The 17737-nt window shown below is 70.3% G+C and carries 16 protein-coding genes; 5 read left to right on the top strand and 11 right to left on the bottom strand.

The features are described from left to right. The 3 genes from ACFV9C_RS35360 to ACFV9C_RS35350 are packed head-to-tail and all read left to right on the top strand — an operon-like array spanning position 1 to position 8225. Positions 1–7053, top strand: a complete 7053-nt coding sequence (locus tag ACFV9C_RS35360) for a hypothetical protein (RefSeq protein WP_380200569.1) — start codon at positions 1–3, stop codon at positions 7051–7053. Between the two features lie 44 nt (positions 7054–7097). Beyond that, positions 7098–7628 carry a hypothetical protein gene (locus ACFV9C_RS35355; protein WP_380200567.1) on the top strand — a complete coding sequence of 177 codons (531 nt, stop codon included), beginning with the start codon at positions 7098–7100 and terminating at the stop codon, positions 7626–7628. A 9-nt stretch (positions 7629–7637) separates the two neighbouring features. Next, positions 7638–8225, top strand: coding sequence for a hypothetical protein (locus ACFV9C_RS35350; RefSeq protein ID WP_380200565.1), 588 nt, complete (start codon positions 7638–7640; stop codon positions 8223–8225). Here ACFV9C_RS35350 and ACFV9C_RS35345 read toward each other — a convergent pair. The 11 genes from ACFV9C_RS35345 to ACFV9C_RS35295 are packed head-to-tail and all read right to left on the bottom strand — an operon-like array spanning position 8207 to position 16117. Next, positions 8207–8839: an acVLRF1 family peptidyl-tRNA hydrolase gene (locus tag ACFV9C_RS35345; protein ID WP_380200563.1), complete on the bottom strand. Its 633-nt coding sequence runs from the start codon at positions 8837–8839 to the stop codon at positions 8207–8209. The two genes, ACFV9C_RS35350 and ACFV9C_RS35345, sit on opposite strands and share 19 nt — an antisense overlap. Next, positions 8827–9240 (bottom strand): type II toxin-antitoxin system VapC family toxin, encoded by a 414-nt coding sequence (locus ACFV9C_RS35340; protein ID WP_380200561.1) that lies wholly within the window; start codon positions 9238–9240, stop codon positions 8827–8829. The genes ACFV9C_RS35345 and ACFV9C_RS35340 overlap by 13 nt, the downstream gene beginning before the upstream one ends. After that, positions 9237–9464 carry a plasmid stabilization protein gene (locus ACFV9C_RS35335; RefSeq protein WP_380200559.1) on the bottom strand — a complete coding sequence of 76 codons (228 nt, stop codon included), beginning with the start codon at positions 9462–9464 and terminating at the stop codon, positions 9237–9239. Before ACFV9C_RS35335 ends, ACFV9C_RS35340 begins: the two co-directional genes overlap by 4 nt. A gap of 57 nt (positions 9465–9521) precedes the next feature. Then, on the bottom strand, positions 9522–9893 hold the full coding sequence (locus ACFV9C_RS35330) for a metal-sulfur cluster assembly factor (RefSeq protein ID WP_380200557.1): 372 nt from the start codon (positions 9891–9893) through the stop codon (positions 9522–9524). Then, positions 9886–10344: a Fe-S cluster assembly sulfur transfer protein SufU gene (gene sufU / locus ACFV9C_RS35325; RefSeq protein WP_380200555.1), complete on the bottom strand. Its 459-nt coding sequence runs from the start codon at positions 10342–10344 to the stop codon at positions 9886–9888. The genes ACFV9C_RS35330 and sufU overlap by 8 nt, the downstream gene beginning before the upstream one ends. A 1-nt stretch (position 10345) precedes the next feature. Beyond that, positions 10346–11602, bottom strand: coding sequence for a cysteine desulfurase (locus tag ACFV9C_RS35320; RefSeq protein WP_380200553.1), 1257 nt, complete (start codon positions 11600–11602; stop codon positions 10346–10348). Further along, positions 11599–12360, bottom strand: a complete 762-nt coding sequence (sufC, locus tag ACFV9C_RS35315; protein ID WP_380200551.1) for a Fe-S cluster assembly ATPase SufC — start codon at positions 12358–12360, stop codon at positions 11599–11601. Before sufC ends, ACFV9C_RS35320 begins: the two co-directional genes overlap by 4 nt. A 23-nt stretch (positions 12361–12383) precedes the next feature. Beyond that, positions 12384–12722 (bottom strand): non-heme iron oxygenase ferredoxin subunit, encoded by a 339-nt coding sequence (locus ACFV9C_RS35310; protein ID WP_325041444.1) that lies wholly within the window; start codon positions 12720–12722, stop codon positions 12384–12386. 58 nt (positions 12723–12780) lie between these two features. After that, positions 12781–13983 carry a Fe-S cluster assembly protein SufD gene (gene sufD, locus ACFV9C_RS35305; RefSeq protein WP_380200548.1) on the bottom strand — a complete coding sequence of 401 codons (1203 nt, stop codon included), beginning with the start codon at positions 13981–13983 and terminating at the stop codon, positions 12781–12783. Then, positions 13983–15395, bottom strand: a complete 1413-nt coding sequence (gene sufB, locus ACFV9C_RS35300) for a Fe-S cluster assembly protein SufB (RefSeq protein ID WP_380200546.1) — start codon at positions 15393–15395, stop codon at positions 13983–13985. Before sufB ends, sufD begins: the two co-directional genes overlap by 1 nt. After that, on the bottom strand, positions 15392–16117 hold the full coding sequence (locus tag ACFV9C_RS35295) for a helix-turn-helix transcriptional regulator (protein WP_380200544.1): 726 nt from the start codon (positions 16115–16117) through the stop codon (positions 15392–15394). Before ACFV9C_RS35295 ends, sufB begins: the two co-directional genes overlap by 4 nt. A 127-nt stretch (positions 16118–16244) precedes the next feature. On the opposite strand from ACFV9C_RS35295, the gene ACFV9C_RS35290 reads away from it, so the two are divergent. Together ACFV9C_RS35290 and ACFV9C_RS35285 are read left to right on the top strand one after the other, a co-directional pair. Beyond that, positions 16245–16964, top strand: a complete 720-nt coding sequence (locus ACFV9C_RS35290) for an ABC transporter ATP-binding protein (RefSeq protein WP_380200542.1) — start codon at positions 16245–16247, stop codon at positions 16962–16964. Next, complete coding sequence (locus tag ACFV9C_RS35285) at positions 16961–17737, top strand: ABC transporter permease (RefSeq protein ID WP_380200540.1); 777 nt, start codon at positions 16961–16963, stop codon at positions 17735–17737. The genes ACFV9C_RS35290 and ACFV9C_RS35285 overlap by 4 nt, the downstream gene beginning before the upstream one ends.

Here is a 17737-nt window from a genome sequence, read left to right as displayed (position 1 = left end):
GTGATTCGGCTGTCCACACCCATGGTGGCCGCCGCAGAAGCGACGATTCGGGCCCGCTGGGCGATCGCGACTGCGCTCGGCATCCTGCATCCGTCGGCGGTGTCGCTGCGCGACGGACGGATCCGGTTGAGCACCCGGCGCGACCTGCTGGACGCGCAGGTCGCGCGCGGATTGGAGCAGCAGCTCGCCCGCCGGGCCGGCAACCGGGTCTCCGACGACCGGCTGCTGGCCCAGTCCGTCGCCATTCTCGGTGCCGAGGTCGCGCGCGCCCGCGGCCAGGAACCGGGCGCCGGAGCGACCGCCGCGCTCGATCGCTATCTCGCAGGCCCCGGCCTGACCCGGTCGCAACGTGCCGAGGCCCAGGCGATGCTGCCGGTAGCGCTCGCCGGCGCCGCCGCGAACGATCCGGCCGCGGCCGAACGCCTCCGCCGGCTGCCGCAGCCGGGACCGGTCGTCCGCACCTCGGAGATCGTCGGCACCGCGGGCCGGATCAACCTCGACGCGGAGCAGCTGGGCGCCCCGCGCCGTACTCCCACGTCGCACCGCAGGCAGCGCGGCCACGTCGGCGGGCGGCACCGCGCACCGCAACGCAGCAGGCAGCAGAGCACCGGTGGTCGTCGGCTCTGGACGTCGCAGATCCGGGGCACCGGGCTCGAACGACGGGAACGCCCGGCGGCCCAGGGCGAGCTGACCGCCGTACACGCGCTGGACGTCGTCGCGTCGATGAACCAGGCGCACCTGCCCGCGCCGCTCGCGGGCCTGCCGCCGACAGACGAGGTCGCGGTACTGCGGATGCCCGGTGCCGACGACCCGCAGTACGTGCGTGTCGAGGTCGGCGACGCCCCGCTCGGAGCTCTTGCGAGCAGCGTGCGCCATGCCGGTACGGCGACCGACCCGCATGTGGTCCAGCTGTCGTCGAGGCTCACCGACGAGCAACTGCGGGTGGTCTGGGCGAACCAGACCTCGCAGCTCTCGCAGGACGTCACCGCCGAGCGGCCGCACGGCCTGCTCGGCAAGCTCCGCTCCGCTTTCGGCAGCGAGCGCCGGGACCGCCGCGTCCAGGCCGACGACGCGAGCCTCCAGCTGCTGCTCCGGGACTGGCACCAGGCCCGGGCCGACGGGCAGCCGGTCGCGGATCTGCAGCGCGACATCGAGGGTCTGGCTCGGACGATCAAGCGCCACGGCGGCTACGAACCGGCGCTGCCCTGGAAGGGCGGCCTGGTTGTCGACCCGCAGGTCGCGGCGTTCGGTGTCGAGGCCGGCCGCGTGTACGCGTCCGCCAACGCCGCCCCGCACACGTCCGAGCACCTCCGGGGTGAGGTGGTACGGCAGATCGAGGTTCTCCGGGCCGCGGCCGACGACCTCGAGATGGACGTCGCCACCAAGCGGAACAGCTCCCTCGACGCCACCGCCGAGGCTGCCAAGGCCGACCAGGACGCCGCCGACGAGGACCTGCAGCGCGACCGCGGTGCGCCCGAGCGCGCCCGTCAGTTCCGCGTCCGGGCCGCCGCCGCACAGCGTAAGGCCGTCCGGCACACCACGATCGCCGACGGCTACGAGCGGGCGGCCGGCACCGCCCGGCAGACGCTGGCCGGCTACCGGCAACTGCTGACCGAGATCGACCAGGGCGCCTCGCCGGCCCGGATCGCCGAGCTCTCCGCCGCGGCCGAGCGCCAGGTCCAGGCGTACGAGCGCAGCCTCGACACGGCGATGCCGGTCAAGGACCTGTTGCTCAGCGGTACGCCGGACGGGCAGCCACCCGCGGCACCGACCGACGACATCAACCGGATCCTGGCCGCGCACGGCATCGGCCGGCGGATCCCGGCCCGCGGACCGGCCCCGCTGACCGAGGCCGAGTACCGCCGGGTGCTGTCCCGCGACGGCGTGGTGTTCGACGTCGGCAACGACCCGGACGCCGGCATCGCGACGCTGCCGCAGGTCCGGTTGCGGCTGGTGCCGCGGGACCTCACCGAGATCACCAACCGCGACTACGAGATGGCCGAGGCGATGACCGGCGCCCTCGGCGAGGGCGGCAACAGCTTCGGCACCACCAACACGCACTCCACCAGCGCGAACTTCGGCGTCAACCTGGGGCCGGCCATCGCGGTGGCCGCCCCCGGTACGCCGCTGCACCTCGCCGCGCAGGTGGCGTCGCCGCGGCTGGACGCCTCGGTCGGCGCCACCGAGGCCGACGCCAGCGGGTTCACGACGCACGCCAAGCGCGGCGGTGTCGACGACAACCGCGGCGAGTCCTTGCTGTACGAGTGGTCCGGGACCTGGGAGATCGAGGTCCGCAAGTCCCCCACCGACGAGTGGTCGCCGCTCGAGGCCGTCGAGGCCGGGCGGAACCAGACCTGGGTGTCCAGCGCGTACTCGGTGCCGGCCGCGCGGGAGACCGTCTCGCTCGACGAGATCGGCCGCGGGCGCGACGTCAGCCCCGAGTTCCCGCGGCACACGGTCACCGGCATCGACGGCCTGCAGGACGTCACCGACCGGCTGGTCCGCCGGGCCCAGCAGCAGTACGGCGACCTGGACCGGGTCGCGTACGACCACATCGCGGGCCTGATCGTGAACGACTCGCACCGGCTGCTCGGCGAGATGAGTCTGCCCGGCGGCATCACCCGGCGGATCCCGACCGCCGGCGCGACGGAGTACGAGCTCACCTGGGAGGTCGAGCCGGTCTGGGCCGACGCCGAACTGGTCGGCGAATCCAGCTTCGACATGTGGCAGGAGAACGTCCAGGTCGACTTCGCCGGAACCAACAGCAGCCAGACGTCCGGTACGTCGGCGACCGTGACCGCCGGGCTGTCCGCGGGCACCGCCGTCACCGCGCTCAGCAACGTCGGCGGCAGCGGCGCGAACCTCGCGCCGACCGTGTCGGCCGGCCGCAACGTCTCCCGCTCCGGCGGCCAGAACGTCAGCAGCACCGCGATCACCCCGGCCGTGCACCGCTGCCAGGGGCCGACCCAGGGCGTCCTGGTCGGCCTGAACGTCCGCGCCACGCTGCGCAAGGTGGACGACCGCAAGGCGTCCCCGATCGTCGAGACCGACAACTGCAAGGCGATGCTGCGGGTGCCGGAGAACGACCTGCTGCGGGCCGGCGGCCGGGCGGACACGAACGCCGTACCGCGTAATCCCGACGGCTCGGTGAAGTTCGAGCCGGACGGCCGGCTGGTGCTCCGCGGGGATCCGGCGCCGACCACCGAAGAGCAGCACGCGCCGCCGTGGATGGGGTACGGCCCGGACCAACTCCGCGGTGTCGGCAAGGCGCTGCCGCAGAACGTCCGGGGCGCTCCGCAGCTCCAGGCACAGGCGATTCGCGGGCTCCGCAAGCTCGGCCTCGTCCCGCCGCACGGCAAGACCGGTCCCGACGACCTGCAGAACCGGAACTACCAGCGCGTCGTCGAGAGCATCGACGCGGCACGGCTCGGGGCCGACATGAACGAGGCCTGCCAGGGCGGCGTGATCGTGATGCTCGAGGACCGCGGGCTCGCCGGTACGCCGAAGTGGCGGCCGTTCCGGCTGACGGTCACCCAGGACCACGACGAGACCACCGGCGAGCTGCGGAACGCCGGCGCCGGCGTCAGCGAGAACGAGAACGTCGTACTGCTCGGCATCAGCTCCCGGGCCACCGGGCGGACGTCCGGGCGGTCGAAGGCGCTGCCGCTGTCGGCCGGAATCGGCGGCACCCGCGGCCCGGCCACCGGGATCAGCGGCCTGATGGGCCGGCTCGGCCTGAACTTCACCCGCACGGCCCGCGGCCGGAACTTCGGTTTCAACGCCGGACGGCGCGTCAACCGGGTCACGCTGAGCGAGTCCACCGAGCCGCTCGACCGGCTCGCCCAGGGCATCACGATGAAGTTCGCGGAGATCACCGACGACGGCGACGCGACCCCGCTGGCCGAGGTCCGCGGCAGCATGCAGGTGGCCTACGACAGCTCGATGTCCAGGGCCGACCGGACGACGGCCGAGGCGACGGATCCGAAACCGCCGCACGACGACGCCGTCCAGCAGGCCATCCCGGTCGCCGTCGACGCCGGCAACATCGCCGACGAGCTGCACAAGGCGATCCCGGCGTTCCGGGCCGACTCGACCGCGCTGGCGTCGCTGCACAAGGCGCTCTCGCCCGCCAGCCTGGTCGCGAACCGCGAGTGGCTGAACGGCGAGTACAAGCTGCCGTTCAGCGTGGTCCGCGCCCCCGGCAACCCGGCGCAGATGGTGCAGGACCGGACGATGCTGCCGGCCGAGTACCAGGTCGTCATCCGCGGTACGGCGATCAGCCAGACGCACCGCGCGATGAGCCAGCAGAACACCGTCGACATCAACTTCACGATGGACGACGTCGGCTCCACCTCCGGTACTTCGTCGTCCGGCGGGATCGGGGGCTCCGCCGGCGGCGGAACGGTCGGCGCGGACGGCACCGGCCACGGCGGCGGGACGTCGCTGTCGCGGACCGGCAGTACGGCGCAGTCGACGACGATCAGCGAGACCGGCGGCGACGAGGAACTGCTGATCAACCCCGGCACCCACCACGAGTTCGTCGAGCGGTTCAAGATGACCGCCGACATCCTCCGCAACGGCAAGGTGGTCGGTCAGGTCGAGCTGCCCGACGCCCGGGTGCAGAAGGCGATGGCCGAGCGCCGGGCGCTGGAGCTGTACGCGGCGAAGAAGCTCGACCTGCCGCTCTGGGTGGTGTCCGACGCGGCCGAGCGGTACCTGAACGACCGGCTGCCGATCAGCCACCGGACCGCGGCCGCGGTGCTGCTCCGCTACCAGCACGAGAAGCGCGGCGTGACGACCGGCCTGGCCGCGGAGCACACCACCCGGCGGCTGATGACGAAGCTGGCCGAGCAGAGCCGGCTCGAGTCCGGCAAGACCGCGCAGGCGAAGACCGCCGAGGAGCAGTTCGCGGAGCTGACCCAGAAGGTCATCGACCGCGCCGACGAACGCCGCGTGGTGCACACCTCGCAGGCGTTCGAGGACAGCCTCGGGGCGTCCGCGGTCGAGTCGGTGCGGGTGAACGACAAGCCGTTCGACCCACGCGAGCAGGTCCGGGCGCAGATCGAGTCCGTCGCACCGGGGCTGCTGGCGGCCAGTCCGCAACTGCAGAACGCCCTCGACGTCGACCTCGACCCGCGCAGCTTCCAGGGCCACCTGAACGACATGCTCGGGCCCGGCGGGTTCTACGCGCCGATCGAGGTCCCGGTGCCGGGGCAGGCCCGGCCGGACGTGCTGTTCGTCCGGGTCCGGGCCCGGTTCACCGGCGAGCGCACGATGGACAACGTGCCGGACAAGCCGGTCGACGAGCAGAACCCGGACGCCGGCACCCAGCCCGACATCCCGGGCGAGTCGGTCGGGAAGGTGCGGCAGAAGTACGACTACCAGTCCATCGACCGGCAGGTCGGGCACACCACCTCGGTGACCGTCGGCCTCGACGGGAAGGGTGCCGCCGGCGGCGGAACCGACCTGTCCGGTGGCCTGTCCACCGACCAGACCAAGAACCAGACGGCCGGCAGCGGCGAGCAGAACACCACCATCGACCGGCTCGGCCACTTCGACCTGGTCAAGACCCACCGGGCCGCGGTCTTCACCACCGAGGTCGTCCGGATCCGGAACGCCGGGGCCGCGGCGCAGACGGGTCTGCGCTGGCGGCTCGGCCGGATCGACCCGGCCGACATCACCACGGTGTCGGACCTCAAGAGCGTCCGCGCCGACCTGACCCAGTGGATCCCGCGCGGCGACCTGCTCGACGGCCCGGCGCCGGACACCGGGCCGGAAACGCCGGTGCTACCCGACCACCGGCGGATCGAACTGCCGGAAGGCGCGGTCCCGATCCGGATCCAGCTGCACGCCCGGGACCGCGAACGCCGGCACGAGCTGCTGGAGAACCTCACCCGGCACCTCGAGCAGCCGGGTCTGCTCGGCAAGCACGGCGCCGCGGCGTACGAGCATCTCCTGCACACGAGCCTGACCCCGACCGCCCTGGCGGCGAAGACCTCGCGGATGTTCGGCCCGGGCATCGACCTGCAGCCGATGGCCAGACCCGGGAACGGGAAGAAGACGGTCAACGTGCATCTGCAGGCGACCGCGATCGGGTTCGAGCTGCACGGTCCGGAGGTCGAGGGCCAGGTCGGCCGGGTCTGGCGGCACCAGAAGACGTACAAGACCTCCAACTCCGGCAACCGGCTGACGCCGGTGACCGCGACCGCCGGTGTCGACGGCGGTCTGGTCTCGGTCGGCGGCTCGGTCGGCGAGCAGGTCAAGGAACAGGCGTCCGACGCGAACGGCACCAGGCTGGAGACCAGCAGGTTCCTGGAGGGTCAGCTGGTCACGGTCCGGATCCCGGTCCGATACGACGCGACCATCCGGACCAGCACCGACAACGGCCGCGGCGAACCGGTCCCCCGGCACTCCACCAAGGTCCGGGACCTGGCCCGCGGCGAGGTCTTCGTCCGGATGCTCGGGCACCAGTACCTCGACGTACTCCGGCAGATGGAGCGTGGCTCCGACCTCGACACCGCGATCGCCGATGCCCAGCTACGCGCGGAGCCGGCGGACTTCGGGCGGCCCGACCGCGTCGTCGACGAGCTCCAGCCGGGCAAGTCCGGCATGGTCAGCCGGCCGTACACGCCGGTGCTCGAGCTGATCCAGCAGGCACAAGCCGAGGAGCGGACCCTGGTGCTGCTGGTCAGGCAGGCCGACGGCCAGGAGCAGAAGTACCGGGCCACCAAGGACGGCCTGCTGGAGTGCGAGGGCGACCCGCGGTTCGGCCCGGCGTTCGAACGGTTGCACCCGACCGTCGTCCGGATGGCCGAGGGACGGGTGGACCTGCACGAGCTGCACAACACCGCGCCGCCCGGCAACTTCAACGGGCAGGTGGCCCAGGCGCTGATGGACAACGGCGTACCGCGGGACGTGCTCAAGGGGCTGGACTACCAGACGACGGTGCAGCAGATGGCGTACGTCGTGAGCCACTCGGCCCGCACCCATTCGGGCGGCTCGGCCGGGCACACGATTTCACCGTCCCACGGCACGTCACTGGCCGGACCCTGAGCCGATGATGAATACTGCTGGACTTCGGGAGCGAGAGGGGCTTCATGGGATTCTCGGTGGTACGTACCCGGGACGAGGCGCACCTGTACCTGGAGTTGCATTCGTGCCCGGACTGCGGGACCGACGAGGCACCCTGGCAGCAGGCGCTGGTCGACGTCGACGGTGAGCTGTCGATCAGCTACAGCGCGGTCTGCCCGGGCTGCGGCGCCGAACGGGAGTACCTGTTCGGCGTACCGGACCGGGAGACGCCGGTGCGGGGCTGGCCGACGTTCGGCGGGCCGGAGCCGTCCGATGTCATCGACGCCGGGCAGTGGCTCGAGGTCGCGGAGCGGCTGGTCGCGGCGGTGCCCACGGACCGGACCGAGGCCGGCCGCGCGCTGGCGATCGCGCGCGCCGCGGTCGCCGAGGTGATCAAGTTCGTCCCGGAGGGCCTGGACGCCGTACCGGACGAGGAGTTCTGGACGGTGGAGGGCCGGGCCAACCGGGAGACCGACCCCGGCCGGTTCCGGTTGCAGCGGCTGCTGCTGACCCGGGACAGGTACGCGGAGCTGGCCGAACAACTGGGAGCGAGATAGTCGATGCTGATGGCACGGAGCCTCTGGGAGGCCGAGACCTACGTGAACCTCCGGCTCGCGGAGACCACACCCCGTCCGGAGGGCCTGGTGTCGCCGACGCCGGCGCCGAAGGTGGGCGAGAACATGACGGAGGGTCCGGACGGCTGGACCTGGCACTCCCCGATCGGCGACATCGCGATCCCGTACGTGTCCGAGAAGACGACGGTCCAGGTCGGCGCGCCGTTCGGGCTCGGCCGGTCCCGGCTGATCGACGCCGCGGAGTGGATCCACGTCGCCCACCTGTACGGCGAACGGGCGATCGCGGACATGATGGAGTACGCCGGTGACGAGCACCCGAAGGGCGACTTCCAGGACCAGGAACGGCGCCGGTCGATCTCGCTCGGCTTCGAGCTCGCCGTCGACGCCACGCTGCAGGCGATGGCGTTCCTGCCCGACGGCGAGGACGTGGTCCCGGACGGGGAGATCTGGTCGACGTTCGGCGCCGGCGTCAAGGACGCGAACCCGGACGTGGTCACCCGCGCCAAGATGGAGGAGGAGCTCGAGTACTGGCGCGGCGTGAACGAGGACTTCATCGGGTTCTACGAAGAAACGCCCTGAGTCAGCTCGATCCGGATCGCGCGGGCGTCCGCCCCGGCCTGTTCCAGGACCTTCTGTTTCGGGTCCGGTACGCCGAGGAACGGCGCCCGCACCAGCGGTACGAGCTCACGCAGCCGCGGGTCCTCGAGCACGGTGTCGACGGCCCGCCGGTCTCCCCCGCAGACGAGTACGTCGAGCTTCGCCGGGGCGAGGATCCGCACCGCCACCTCGGTCGCGGCGGCGAACGCCTCACGCGCCTGGTTGTCCCGGCGGCGCGCGTACCGCTGCTGCGACCAGCCACCGGCCTTCGTCGTACCCTGCACGTGCCGCGACCCGACCTTCGAGTCGACAAGGTTGCCGCCAGCAAACACCCCGGCGCCGTACCCGCCCCGACGAACCAGCAGTACGCCGAGCCGCCGCGCCCGCAGCACATGCGCGACAAGCCCCTCGCGCGACAACTCCGCAAGAGGCTCGAAAGGCACCGTGACAACGGCCCTCTCACCGTCCTCAGCCACCAACGTGACCACCGCGGCCGTCACGTCATACCGAACCTCACCATGCCGCTCACCGAACCCCGTCAACCACCCGTCCAACCGCTCCGGCGCGACGTGGACGACCCGGGTCATTCGTTCCATGGATCCACGACTTCGACGCCGAATCCCGTGAAGTGCGCGACGTTCCGGGTCGCGACCGGCGCTCCGTGTGAGAGCGCGATGGCGGCGATCATCCCATCCTCCAGCGAGGTCGGCTTCCCGGCCGTCGACCGCGTGCGGCGAAGCTGCGCGTGAGCCCTGGCTGCGCTTTCGTCGTAACTCAGCAAGCGGTCCTGCGCGGCGGCGATCAACCGATCGACAGCCGCCCCCAGCGCCGTCCTGCGGCGTCCCTCGGGGAGACGAAGGACGCCGTACAGCAGTTCGTGAACCGTCACCGACGTGATGGCGAGATCCGACCCGTTGTCGGCCAGCCACCTGAGCACCGCCTTGTCCGGTTCCTTCCTGAGCGGCTCGGACAAGACGTTCGTGTCAGCAACGATCACGACAGATCGAGCTCACGGGGCACGGACCGCTCGGGGAGTTCCAGTTCGTCGCCCCGAAGCTCTTCCGCGGTGTCCAGCCAGTCCTCGATGAAGTTCCGCGGAACCACGGCCGCGTCCAGGATCGCCCGGGCCTCCGCCTCCATCGACCGGTTGTGCTGAGCCGCACGTCGTTTCAGTGCACGCCTGGTCTCCTCAGGCACATTACGAAGCGTGAGTGTAGCCATCCGCTGCCCCCTTGCGACTCCAGCAATCTGCTGTCAATGCTAGCAGATTGCTGGGGATCACACGTTGAAGCCGAGGGCGCGGAGTTGGTCGCGGCCGTCGTCGGTGATCTTTTCGGGGCCCCACGGTGGCATCCAGACCCAGTTGATGCGGAAATCGTTGACGAGGCCGTCGAGGGCCATTCGGGTCTGGTCCTCGATCACGTCGGTCAGCGGGCAGGCCGCCGACGTCAGGGTCATGTCGATGATCGCCGTACTGGTGTCGTCGACGGTGATGCCGTAGATCAGGCCGAGGTCGACGACGTTGATGCCGAGTTCGGGGTCGACGACGTCCTTCAGGGCCTCGGTGACGTCCTCGACCTTCGCCGGGGAGGAGCCGGCCGCGAGGTCGACCTCGGGCAGCTCGATCTTCTCGTCGGTCTGGTCAGCCATTGCTCACTCCTTGGTCGGCTGCGAGGGCCTGGGCGGTGGCGTCGCGCCACGCGGACCAGCCCAGCAGTGCACACTTCACCCGGGCCGGGAACTGCGCGACGCCAGCGAACGCCACACCGTCCTCCAGAACCTCTTCGTCGGGTTCGACATTCCCCCGGCCCTGCATCAGTTCGAGGAACTTCTCGTACGTCGCCATACCCTCGGCGACCGGTTTGCCGATCACCAGGTCCGACATCACCGAGGTCGCCGCCTGGCTGATCGAGCAGCCGACGCTGTCGTGCGTCACGGACTTCACCGTGTCGCCGTCGAGCTCGACCCGGAGCGTGACCTCGTCCCCGCAGGACGGGTTCACGTGGTGCACCTCCACGTCGTACGGGTCCGACAGCCCCGCGTGGTGCGGGCTGCGGTAGTGGTCCAGGATGATCTCCTGGTAGAGGCTGTCGAGCTGCATGTCAATCCACCTTGAAGTACTTGCGCACGAATCCCAGTCCGTCCACGAGCGCCTCGATCTCCTCGGGGGTCGTGTACAGATAGAAAGACGCTCTGGTCGACGATTGCATTCCGAACCGCTCGTGCACCGGCCGCGCGCAGTGGTGCCCGGCCCGGACCGCGATGCCCCGGGTGTCCAGTACGGTCGACACGTCGTGCGGGTGGACGCCGTCCAGCGCGAAGCTGATCGCGCCGCCGTGATCCTTGGCGTCCGTCGGGCCGAGCAGCTTCAGGCCGGGAACGGTCTTCAGCCCCTCCAGCGCGTACTCCACGATCGCGTGCTCGTGCGCGGCGATCTTGTCCATCCCGATCCCGGACAGGTAGTCGACGGCCGCACCGAGCCCGACCGCCTGCGCGATCGGCGGCGTCCCCGCCTCGAACCTGGCCGGCGGAGCGGCGTACGTCGAACCGGTCATCCGGACGACCTCGATCATCTCGCCGCCACCGAGGAACGGCGGCAGCGACGCGAGCAGGTCGTACCGGCCCCAGAGCACGCCGATCCCGGTCGGGCCGACGACCTTGTGACCGGTGAAGGCCAGCAGGTCGGCACCCAGCGTCGAGACGTCGACCGGGAACTGCGGAACGGCCTGCGAAGCGTCGACGACAACGGTCGCGCCGACCGCGTGCGCCTTGGCGGCGATGTCGCTGATCGGGTTGATCGTGCCGAGCGCGTTCGAGACCCAGGTCAGCGCGACGACCTTGGTGTCCGGGGTGAGCAGCTCGTCGATGTTCGACAGGTCGAGCCGGCCGTCCTCGGTCACGCCGAACCACTTCAGCGTCGCACCGGTCCGCTCACACGCCAGCTGCCACGGGACGATGTTGCTGTGGTGCTCCATCTCGGAGACCACCACGACATCGCCCGGCTTCAGCGACGCGCCGAGTGTGTGCGCGGCGAGGTTGAGCGCCTCGGACGCGTTCTTGGTGAACACGATCTCGTCCCGCGACGGGGCACCGATGAACGCGGCAACCTTGTCGCGACCGCTCTCGTACGCCGCGGTGGCCTCGGCACCGAGCTGGTGCATGGCGCGGGCGACGTTGGCGTTGTGCTTGAGGTAGTGGTCCTCAAGAGCCTGGACGACCTGGCGCGGCTTCTGCGAGGAGTTCGCCGAGTCCAGGTACACCAGCGGGAACCCGCCCGCGAGCTCGCGGGACAGGATGGGAAAGTCCGCCCGGACCGACTGCAGGTCCAGGGGACTGCTGAACGTCCGGGCGTCGGTCACTTGGCGCCGGCCTTCAGGAACCGCTCGTACCCGTTGGCCTCAAGCTCCTCGGCGAGCTCCGGGCCGCCCTCCTCGGCGACGCGGCCGTCGACGAAGACGTGCACGAAGTCCGGCTTGATGTAGCGCAGGATCCGCGTGTAGTGCGTGATCAGCAGGACACCCTTGTCGCCCTGGGAGGCGAACCGGTTGACGCCCTCGGAGACGATCTTCAGCGCGTCGATGTCGAGGCCGGAGTCGGTCTCGTCAAGGATCGCGACCTTCGGGTTCAGCAGCTCCAGCTGGACAATCTCGTGCCGCTTCTTCTCACCGCCGGAGAAGCCCTCGTTGACGTTCCGGGTACCGAAGTCGGCGTCCATGTCCAGGTCGGCGAGCGCCTTGTTGACGTCCTTGACCCAGGTGCGCAGCTTCGGCGCCTCGCCGTCGATCGCGGTCTTCGCGGTGCGCAGGAAGTTCGCCACCGACACGCCGGGAACCTCGACCGGGTACTGCATCGCCAGGAACAGGCCGGCCCGGGCGCGCTCGTCGACCTTCATGTCGAGTACGTCCTCGCCGTCCAGCGTCACGGTGCCGCTGGTGACGTTGTACTTCGGGTGCCCGGCGATCGAGTACGCCAACGTCGACTTGCCGGAGCCGTTCGGGCCCATGATCGCGTGCGTCTGGCCACCGGCGATGGTCAGGTCGACGCCGCGCAGGATCTGCTTCGGGCCGCTCTCGGTGTCGACCGACACGTGCAGGTCGCGGATCTCGAGTGTCGCCATGGTTTCTTCTACCTCCGTCGGTTTTACAGGGAAGCCTGATTGATGGGGTTCTTCACGTCGACGAGTACGTCGTCGCCGTCGAGGCGCACCGGGTAGATCGGCACCGGGTCGTACGCCGGCAAGCTGGTCGGCTCGCCGGTCCGCAGGTCGAAGCGGGACCCGTGCAGCCAGCACTCGATCTCGCACTCGCCGACGTCGCCCTCGGACAGCTGGATCTGCGCGTGCGAGCACTCGTCCCGGACCGCGAAGTACTGTCCCTCGCTCTTCACGACCGCGACCTCGACACCGCCGACCTCGACCGGGATCACTCCCTCGTCGGGGACGTCGGCGGCGGCGCAGGCGCGCTCGAACGTGTCGCTCACAGTGCCGCTCTCAGTGCCGCTCTCAGTGCCGCTCTCAGTGCCGCTCTCATGGCCGCTCTCATTGGCCGACGACCGCCTTGGCGGCGTCGCTCAGCTCGGCCGCGCGGGCGAGCTTCTCCTCGATCACCTCGTGCAGGTGGTCGGACACCTCGGGTACGCCGATCTTGCCGATGATGTCGTTGAAGAAGCCGGACACGACCAGCCGGCGGGCGGCGTCCTCGGGGATGCCGCGGGCCTGCAGGTAGAACAGCTGCTCGTCGTCGAACCGGCCGGTCGCGGACGCGTGCCCGGCACCCTCGATCTCGCCGGTCTCGATCTCCAGGTTCGGCACCGAGTCGGCGCGGGCGCCGTCGGTGAGGACCAGGTTCCGGTTCAGCTCGAAGGTGTCGGTGCCCTCGGCCGCGGCCCGGATCAGCACGTCGCCGATCCACACCGAGCGGGCGTTGTCGCCGGCCAGCGCGCCCTTGTAGACCACGTTGCTCTTGCAGTGCGTGGCCTCGTGGTCGACGAACAGCCGGTGCTCGTGGTGCTGACCACCTTCGGCGAAGTACACCCCGACGAGTTCCGCGTCGCCGCCCGGTCCGGCGTACCGGACGTTGGTGCCGATCCGGACGACCTTGCCGCCGAGGGTGACCGCGACGTGGTGCAGCCGGGCGTCCCGGCCGACCAGCGCGTCGTGCTGGCCGAGGTGGATCGACTCGTGGTCGGCCTGCTGGATCGAGACGACCCGCAGGTCGGCGCCGTCGCCGACGACGATCTCGACGTTGCTGCTCAGCTCACCGGCGCCGGTGTGGTCGATGATCACGATCGACCTGCTGTGCCGGCCGGCGTCCACGATCAGGTGGCTGAAGCCGCGGGCGCCGAGGCTCGCGACGTTCACGTGCACCGGCTGGGCCAGCTCGGCCTCGACCGGGATCCGGACCGCGAACGCGTCGCCGGCGTGCTGCCAGGCGACGGCCGCGGAGCGGTCCTGCGGCGTTCCTACCTTGAGCGAGTCCGCGGCGACGGTCTCGAAGACCACGCCGTCCGGCCCGGAGGCGTCGATCTTCGGTGTCTCGGTGCCGGCCGCGTCCTCGAACAGGGCCTTCAGCTGCTTGACCGGCGTGAAGCGCCACTCCTCCTCGCGTCCATTCGGCACGGCGAAGTCGGCCACGTCGTACGACGTCGGCCGCTCACTGCGCGCCTGGAGCGGAACGGGCGAACCCGGCCCGTGGGAGTGCGCCTTGTTGCCGGTCGCAACAAGGGTGTCAGACGACGACATCAGCCGACGGCCCCTTCCATCTGCAGCTCGATCAAACGGTTCAGTTCCAGCGCGTACTCCATCGGGAGCTCGCGGGCGATCGGCTCGATGAAGCCGCGGACGATCATCGCCATCGCCTCGTCCTCGGCCATGCCCCGGCTCATCAGGTAGAAGAGCTGGTCGTCGCTGACCTTGGACACGGTCGCCTCGTGCCCCATCGCCACGTCGTCCTCGCGGACGTCGACGTACGGGTAGGTGTCCGAACGGCTGATGGTGTCGACCAGCAGCGCGTCACAGCGCACCGTGGACTTGCTGTGGTGCGAGCCCGGCGCCACCTCGACCAGACCGCGGTACGACGTCCGGCCGCCGCCGCGGGCCACCGACTTCGACACGATCGAGCTGGAGGTGTACGGCGCGTTGTGCACCATCTTCGAACCGGCGTCCTGGTGCTGGCCCTCACCCGCGAACGCGACCGACAGGGTCTCGCCCTTGGCGTGCTCGCCCATCAGGTACACGGCCGGGTACTTCATCGTCACCTTGGAACCGATGTTGCCGTCGATCCACTCCATCGTCGCGCCCTCTTCGCAGGTGGCGCGCTTGGTGACCAGGTTGTAGACGTTGTTGGACCAGTTCTGGATCGTCGTGTAGCGGCAGCGGGCGCCCTTCTTCACGATGATCTCGACGACCGCGGAGTGCAGCGAGTCCGACTTGTAGATCGGCGCCGTGCAGCCCTCGACGTAGTGCACGTAGGCGTCCTCGTCGACGATGATCAGGGTCCGCTCGAACTGGCCCATGTTCTCGGTGTTGATCCGGAAGTAGGCCTGCAGCGGGATGTCCACCTTGACGCCCTTGGGGACGTAGATGAACGAGCCGCCGGACCAGACCGCCGTGTTCAGCGAGGCGAACTTGTTGTCGCCGACCGGGATGACCGAGCCGAAGTACTCCTTGAAGAGCTCCGGGTGCTCCTTCAGGCCGGTGTCGGTGTCCAGGAAGATGACGCCCTGCGCCTCCAGGTCCTCACGGATCTGGTGGTAGACGACCTCGGACTCGTACTGCGCGGCGACGCCGGCGACCAGGCGCTGCTTCTCCGCCTCCGGGATGCCGAGCTTGTCGTAGGTGTTCTTGATGTCCGGCGGCAGTTCCTCCCACGAGGTGGCCTGCTTCTCGGTGGACCGGACGAAGTACTTGATGTTGTCGAAGTCGATCCCGGACAGGTCGGCGCCCCAGGACGGCATCGGCTTGCGGCCGAAGAGCTTCAGGCCCTTCAGCCGCAGCTCGAGCATCCATTCCGGCTCGCTCTTGAGGGCGGAGATGCCTCTCACCACGTCCTCACTCAGGCCGCGCTGAGCGACCGCGCCGGCGGCGTCGGAGTCGGACCAGCCGTACTGGTAGTTGCCGAGGCCTTCCAGTTCGGGGTGAGCGGTTTGCGTCATCGTGCAGTCCTCGCAGATTCGCCGTCGGTTACAGGGGTAACGGGGGTCGCACCCGGGATATGCGTCGTACACACACCATCACCGTGGGCGATGGTGGCCAGTCGCTGTACGTGCTTGCCGAGGAGTCTCGAGAACACCTCGGTCTCGGCCTCGCACAGCTGGGGGAACTGCTCGGCCACGTGCGCGACCGGGCAGTGGTGCTGGCAGAGCTGCGCGCCGTGCGCCGCCTGCGCCGTGGAGGCGGCGTACCCGTCGGCCGTCAGAGCCTGGGCGAGCACCTCCGTCTTCTTGCCCTCCGGAGCCTGCGCGAGCAGGTCCCGGTAGCGCTCTTCCACCTCGGCGACCCGGCGGCGGGCGAACTCCGTCACCGCGTCGTCACCGCCGGCCTCGGCGATGAACCGCATCGCGGTCGCCGCCAGGTCGTCGTACGCCGTGTGGAAGGCGTGCCGGCCGGTGTCGGTCAGCACGAACACCTTCGCGGGGCGGCCGCGGCCGCGGGGGCCGTAGACGCGCTCCTCGCGGGACTCCACCAGGCCCTCGTCGAGCAGGTGGTCCAGGTGCCGGCGAACCGCCGCCGGGGTCAGCTCGAGCCGCTCCGCCAGGACCGCGGCGCTGGACGGGCCGTTGGTCAGGATCGAGCGGGCGACCCGGTCCCGGGTGGACTCGTCCCGCGCGACACTGGCGCCGGAGCCCGGCGCGGGAGTGCTCGCAGGAGTTTTCACAACATCAGTGTCGCGTAATTCCCCGGGGCCTTCAAATAAGGCTCACCTAACCGGTTCCCGGACTCAGGCGGGACTCAGAGGGAGGCGTGAGCGAGGTCACTCCGCCCCGTTCTCTATGCTGCCGTTTGTGCCAGTCGCGGTGGAGATCGACAAGCTCGTCGTGCGGTACGGCGAGAAGACCGCGGTCGACGGTCTCAGTCTCACCGTAACCGCCGGCACGGTGACAGCCGTGCTCGGCCCGAACGGTGCCGGCAAGACCACGACCGTGGAGACGTGCGAGGGCTTCCGGCGCCCCGACTCGGGCAGTGTCCGGGTGCTCGGCCTGGACCCGCTCGCCGACCACGACGAGCTGATGCCGAAGATCGGCGTGATGCTCCAGGAGGGCGGCGCCTGGTCCGGCGTCCGCGCCGTCGAGATGCTCCGGTACGTCGCGACGCTGCACACGCATCCGCTCGACGTCCCCGCGCTCGTGGAGCGGCTGGACCTCGGCAGCTGCGGGCGTACGCCGTACCGGAGGCTGTCCGGTGGGCAGAAGCAGCGGCTGTCGTTCGCACTGGCGATCGTCGGGCGGCCGGAGCTGGCGTTCCTGGACGAGCCGACCACCGGGCTCGACCCGCACGGGCGGCGCGAGATCTGGCAGCTGATCCGGGACCTCCGCGACGACGGCGTCACCGTCGTACTGACGACGCACGCGATGGACGAGGCCGAGCAGCTGTCCGACCAGGTGCACGTCGTGTCGGCCGGCAAGGTGATCGCCTCCGGTACGCCCGACTCGCTCACCGAACACCACACCAAGTCGCTCGAGGACGTGTTCCTCGAGCTCACCTCTCCTAGGCACGAGAAATGACGACGTACGCACCGCAGCCCGGCAGCGCGCCCTGGGCACAGAAAGTGCTCTCGCACACCCGGATGGAGTTCAAGCTCCTGGTCCGGAACGGCGAGCAGTTGCTGCTGGCCCTGGTCATCCCGCTCGGCGTCCTGCTGCTGCTCGGCGCGACCGGCCTCGGCGACCGCCTGCCCCTCGGCAGCGGCCGCCCGATCGACGAAGCGGTCCCCCGCGTCCTGGCGCTGGCGGTCTTGTCCTCGTCCTTCACCTCGCTGGCCATCGCCACCGGCTTCGAACGCCGGTACGGCGTCATCAAACGCCTCGGCGCCTCACCCCTGTCCCGTACGGGCCTCCTCGCCGGCAAGATCGGCGCGGTCCTCCTCGTCCAGGCGATCCAGCTGATCGTCCTGATCGGTGCCGGGTTCGCACTCGGGTGGAAACCTGTCGGAGGATTCGTCGCCGTCGTAGGCGTCCTCCTCACCGTCCTGTGCGGAACAGCCGCCTTCGCCTCCCTCGGCCTCCTGATGGCCGGCGTACTGCGGGCCGAGGCCACCCTGGCCGCCGCCAACCTGCTGTACCTGCTCCTGCTCGTAGGCGGCGCGATCATGACCCCTGTCGACGAGTACCCGCACGGCATGCAGGCCGTCGTACGGCTGCTGCCGAGCGCCGCGCTGGCGAGCGGAATCTCGAACTCGACCGTCCACGGCGTGGTGCCGTGGACCGCGGCGCTGTCGCTCGCGCTGTGGGCCGCGGTGCTGGGATACCTGGTCTCCCGGACGTTCAAATGGGACTGA

The sequence above is a fragment of the Kribbella sp. NPDC059898 genome (genome assembly GCF_042730855.1).
Lineage (GTDB): Bacteria > Actinomycetota > Actinomycetes > Propionibacteriales > Kribbellaceae > Kribbella.
This window is presented reverse-complemented; position numbering and strand designations above follow the sequence as displayed.

Coding starts and splice junctions, on each gene's coding strand:
- ACFV9C_RS35355 (WP_380200567.1), top strand. CDS start 7,098: ATGGGATTCTCGGTGGTACGTACCCGGGACGAGGCGCACCTGTACCTG.
- ACFV9C_RS35350 (WP_380200565.1), top strand. CDS start 7,638: ATGGCACGGAGCCTCTGGGAGGCCGAGACCTACGTGAACCTCCGGCTC.
- ACFV9C_RS35345 (WP_380200563.1), bottom strand. CDS start 8,839: ATGGAACGAATGACCCGGGTCGTCCACGTCGCGCCGGAGCGGTTGGAC.
- ACFV9C_RS35335 (WP_380200559.1), bottom strand. CDS start 9,464: ATGGCTACACTCACGCTTCGTAATGTGCCTGAGGAGACCAGGCGTGCA.
- ACFV9C_RS35330 (WP_380200557.1), bottom strand. CDS start 9,893: ATGGCTGACCAGACCGACGAGAAGATCGAGCTGCCCGAGGTCGACCTC.
- sufU (WP_380200555.1), bottom strand. CDS start 10,344: ATGCAGCTCGACAGCCTCTACCAGGAGATCATCCTGGACCACTACCGC.
- sufC (WP_380200551.1), bottom strand. CDS start 12,360: ATGGCGACACTCGAGATCCGCGACCTGCACGTGTCGGTCGACACCGAG.
- sufD (WP_380200548.1), bottom strand. CDS start 13,983: ATGTCGTCGTCTGACACCCTTGTTGCGACCGGCAACAAGGCGCACTCC.
- sufB (WP_380200546.1), bottom strand. CDS start 15,395: ATGACGCAAACCGCTCACCCCGAACTGGAAGGCCTCGGCAACTACCAG.
- ACFV9C_RS35285 (WP_380200540.1), top strand. CDS start 16,961: ATGACGACGTACGCACCGCAGCCCGGCAGCGCGCCCTGGGCACAGAAA.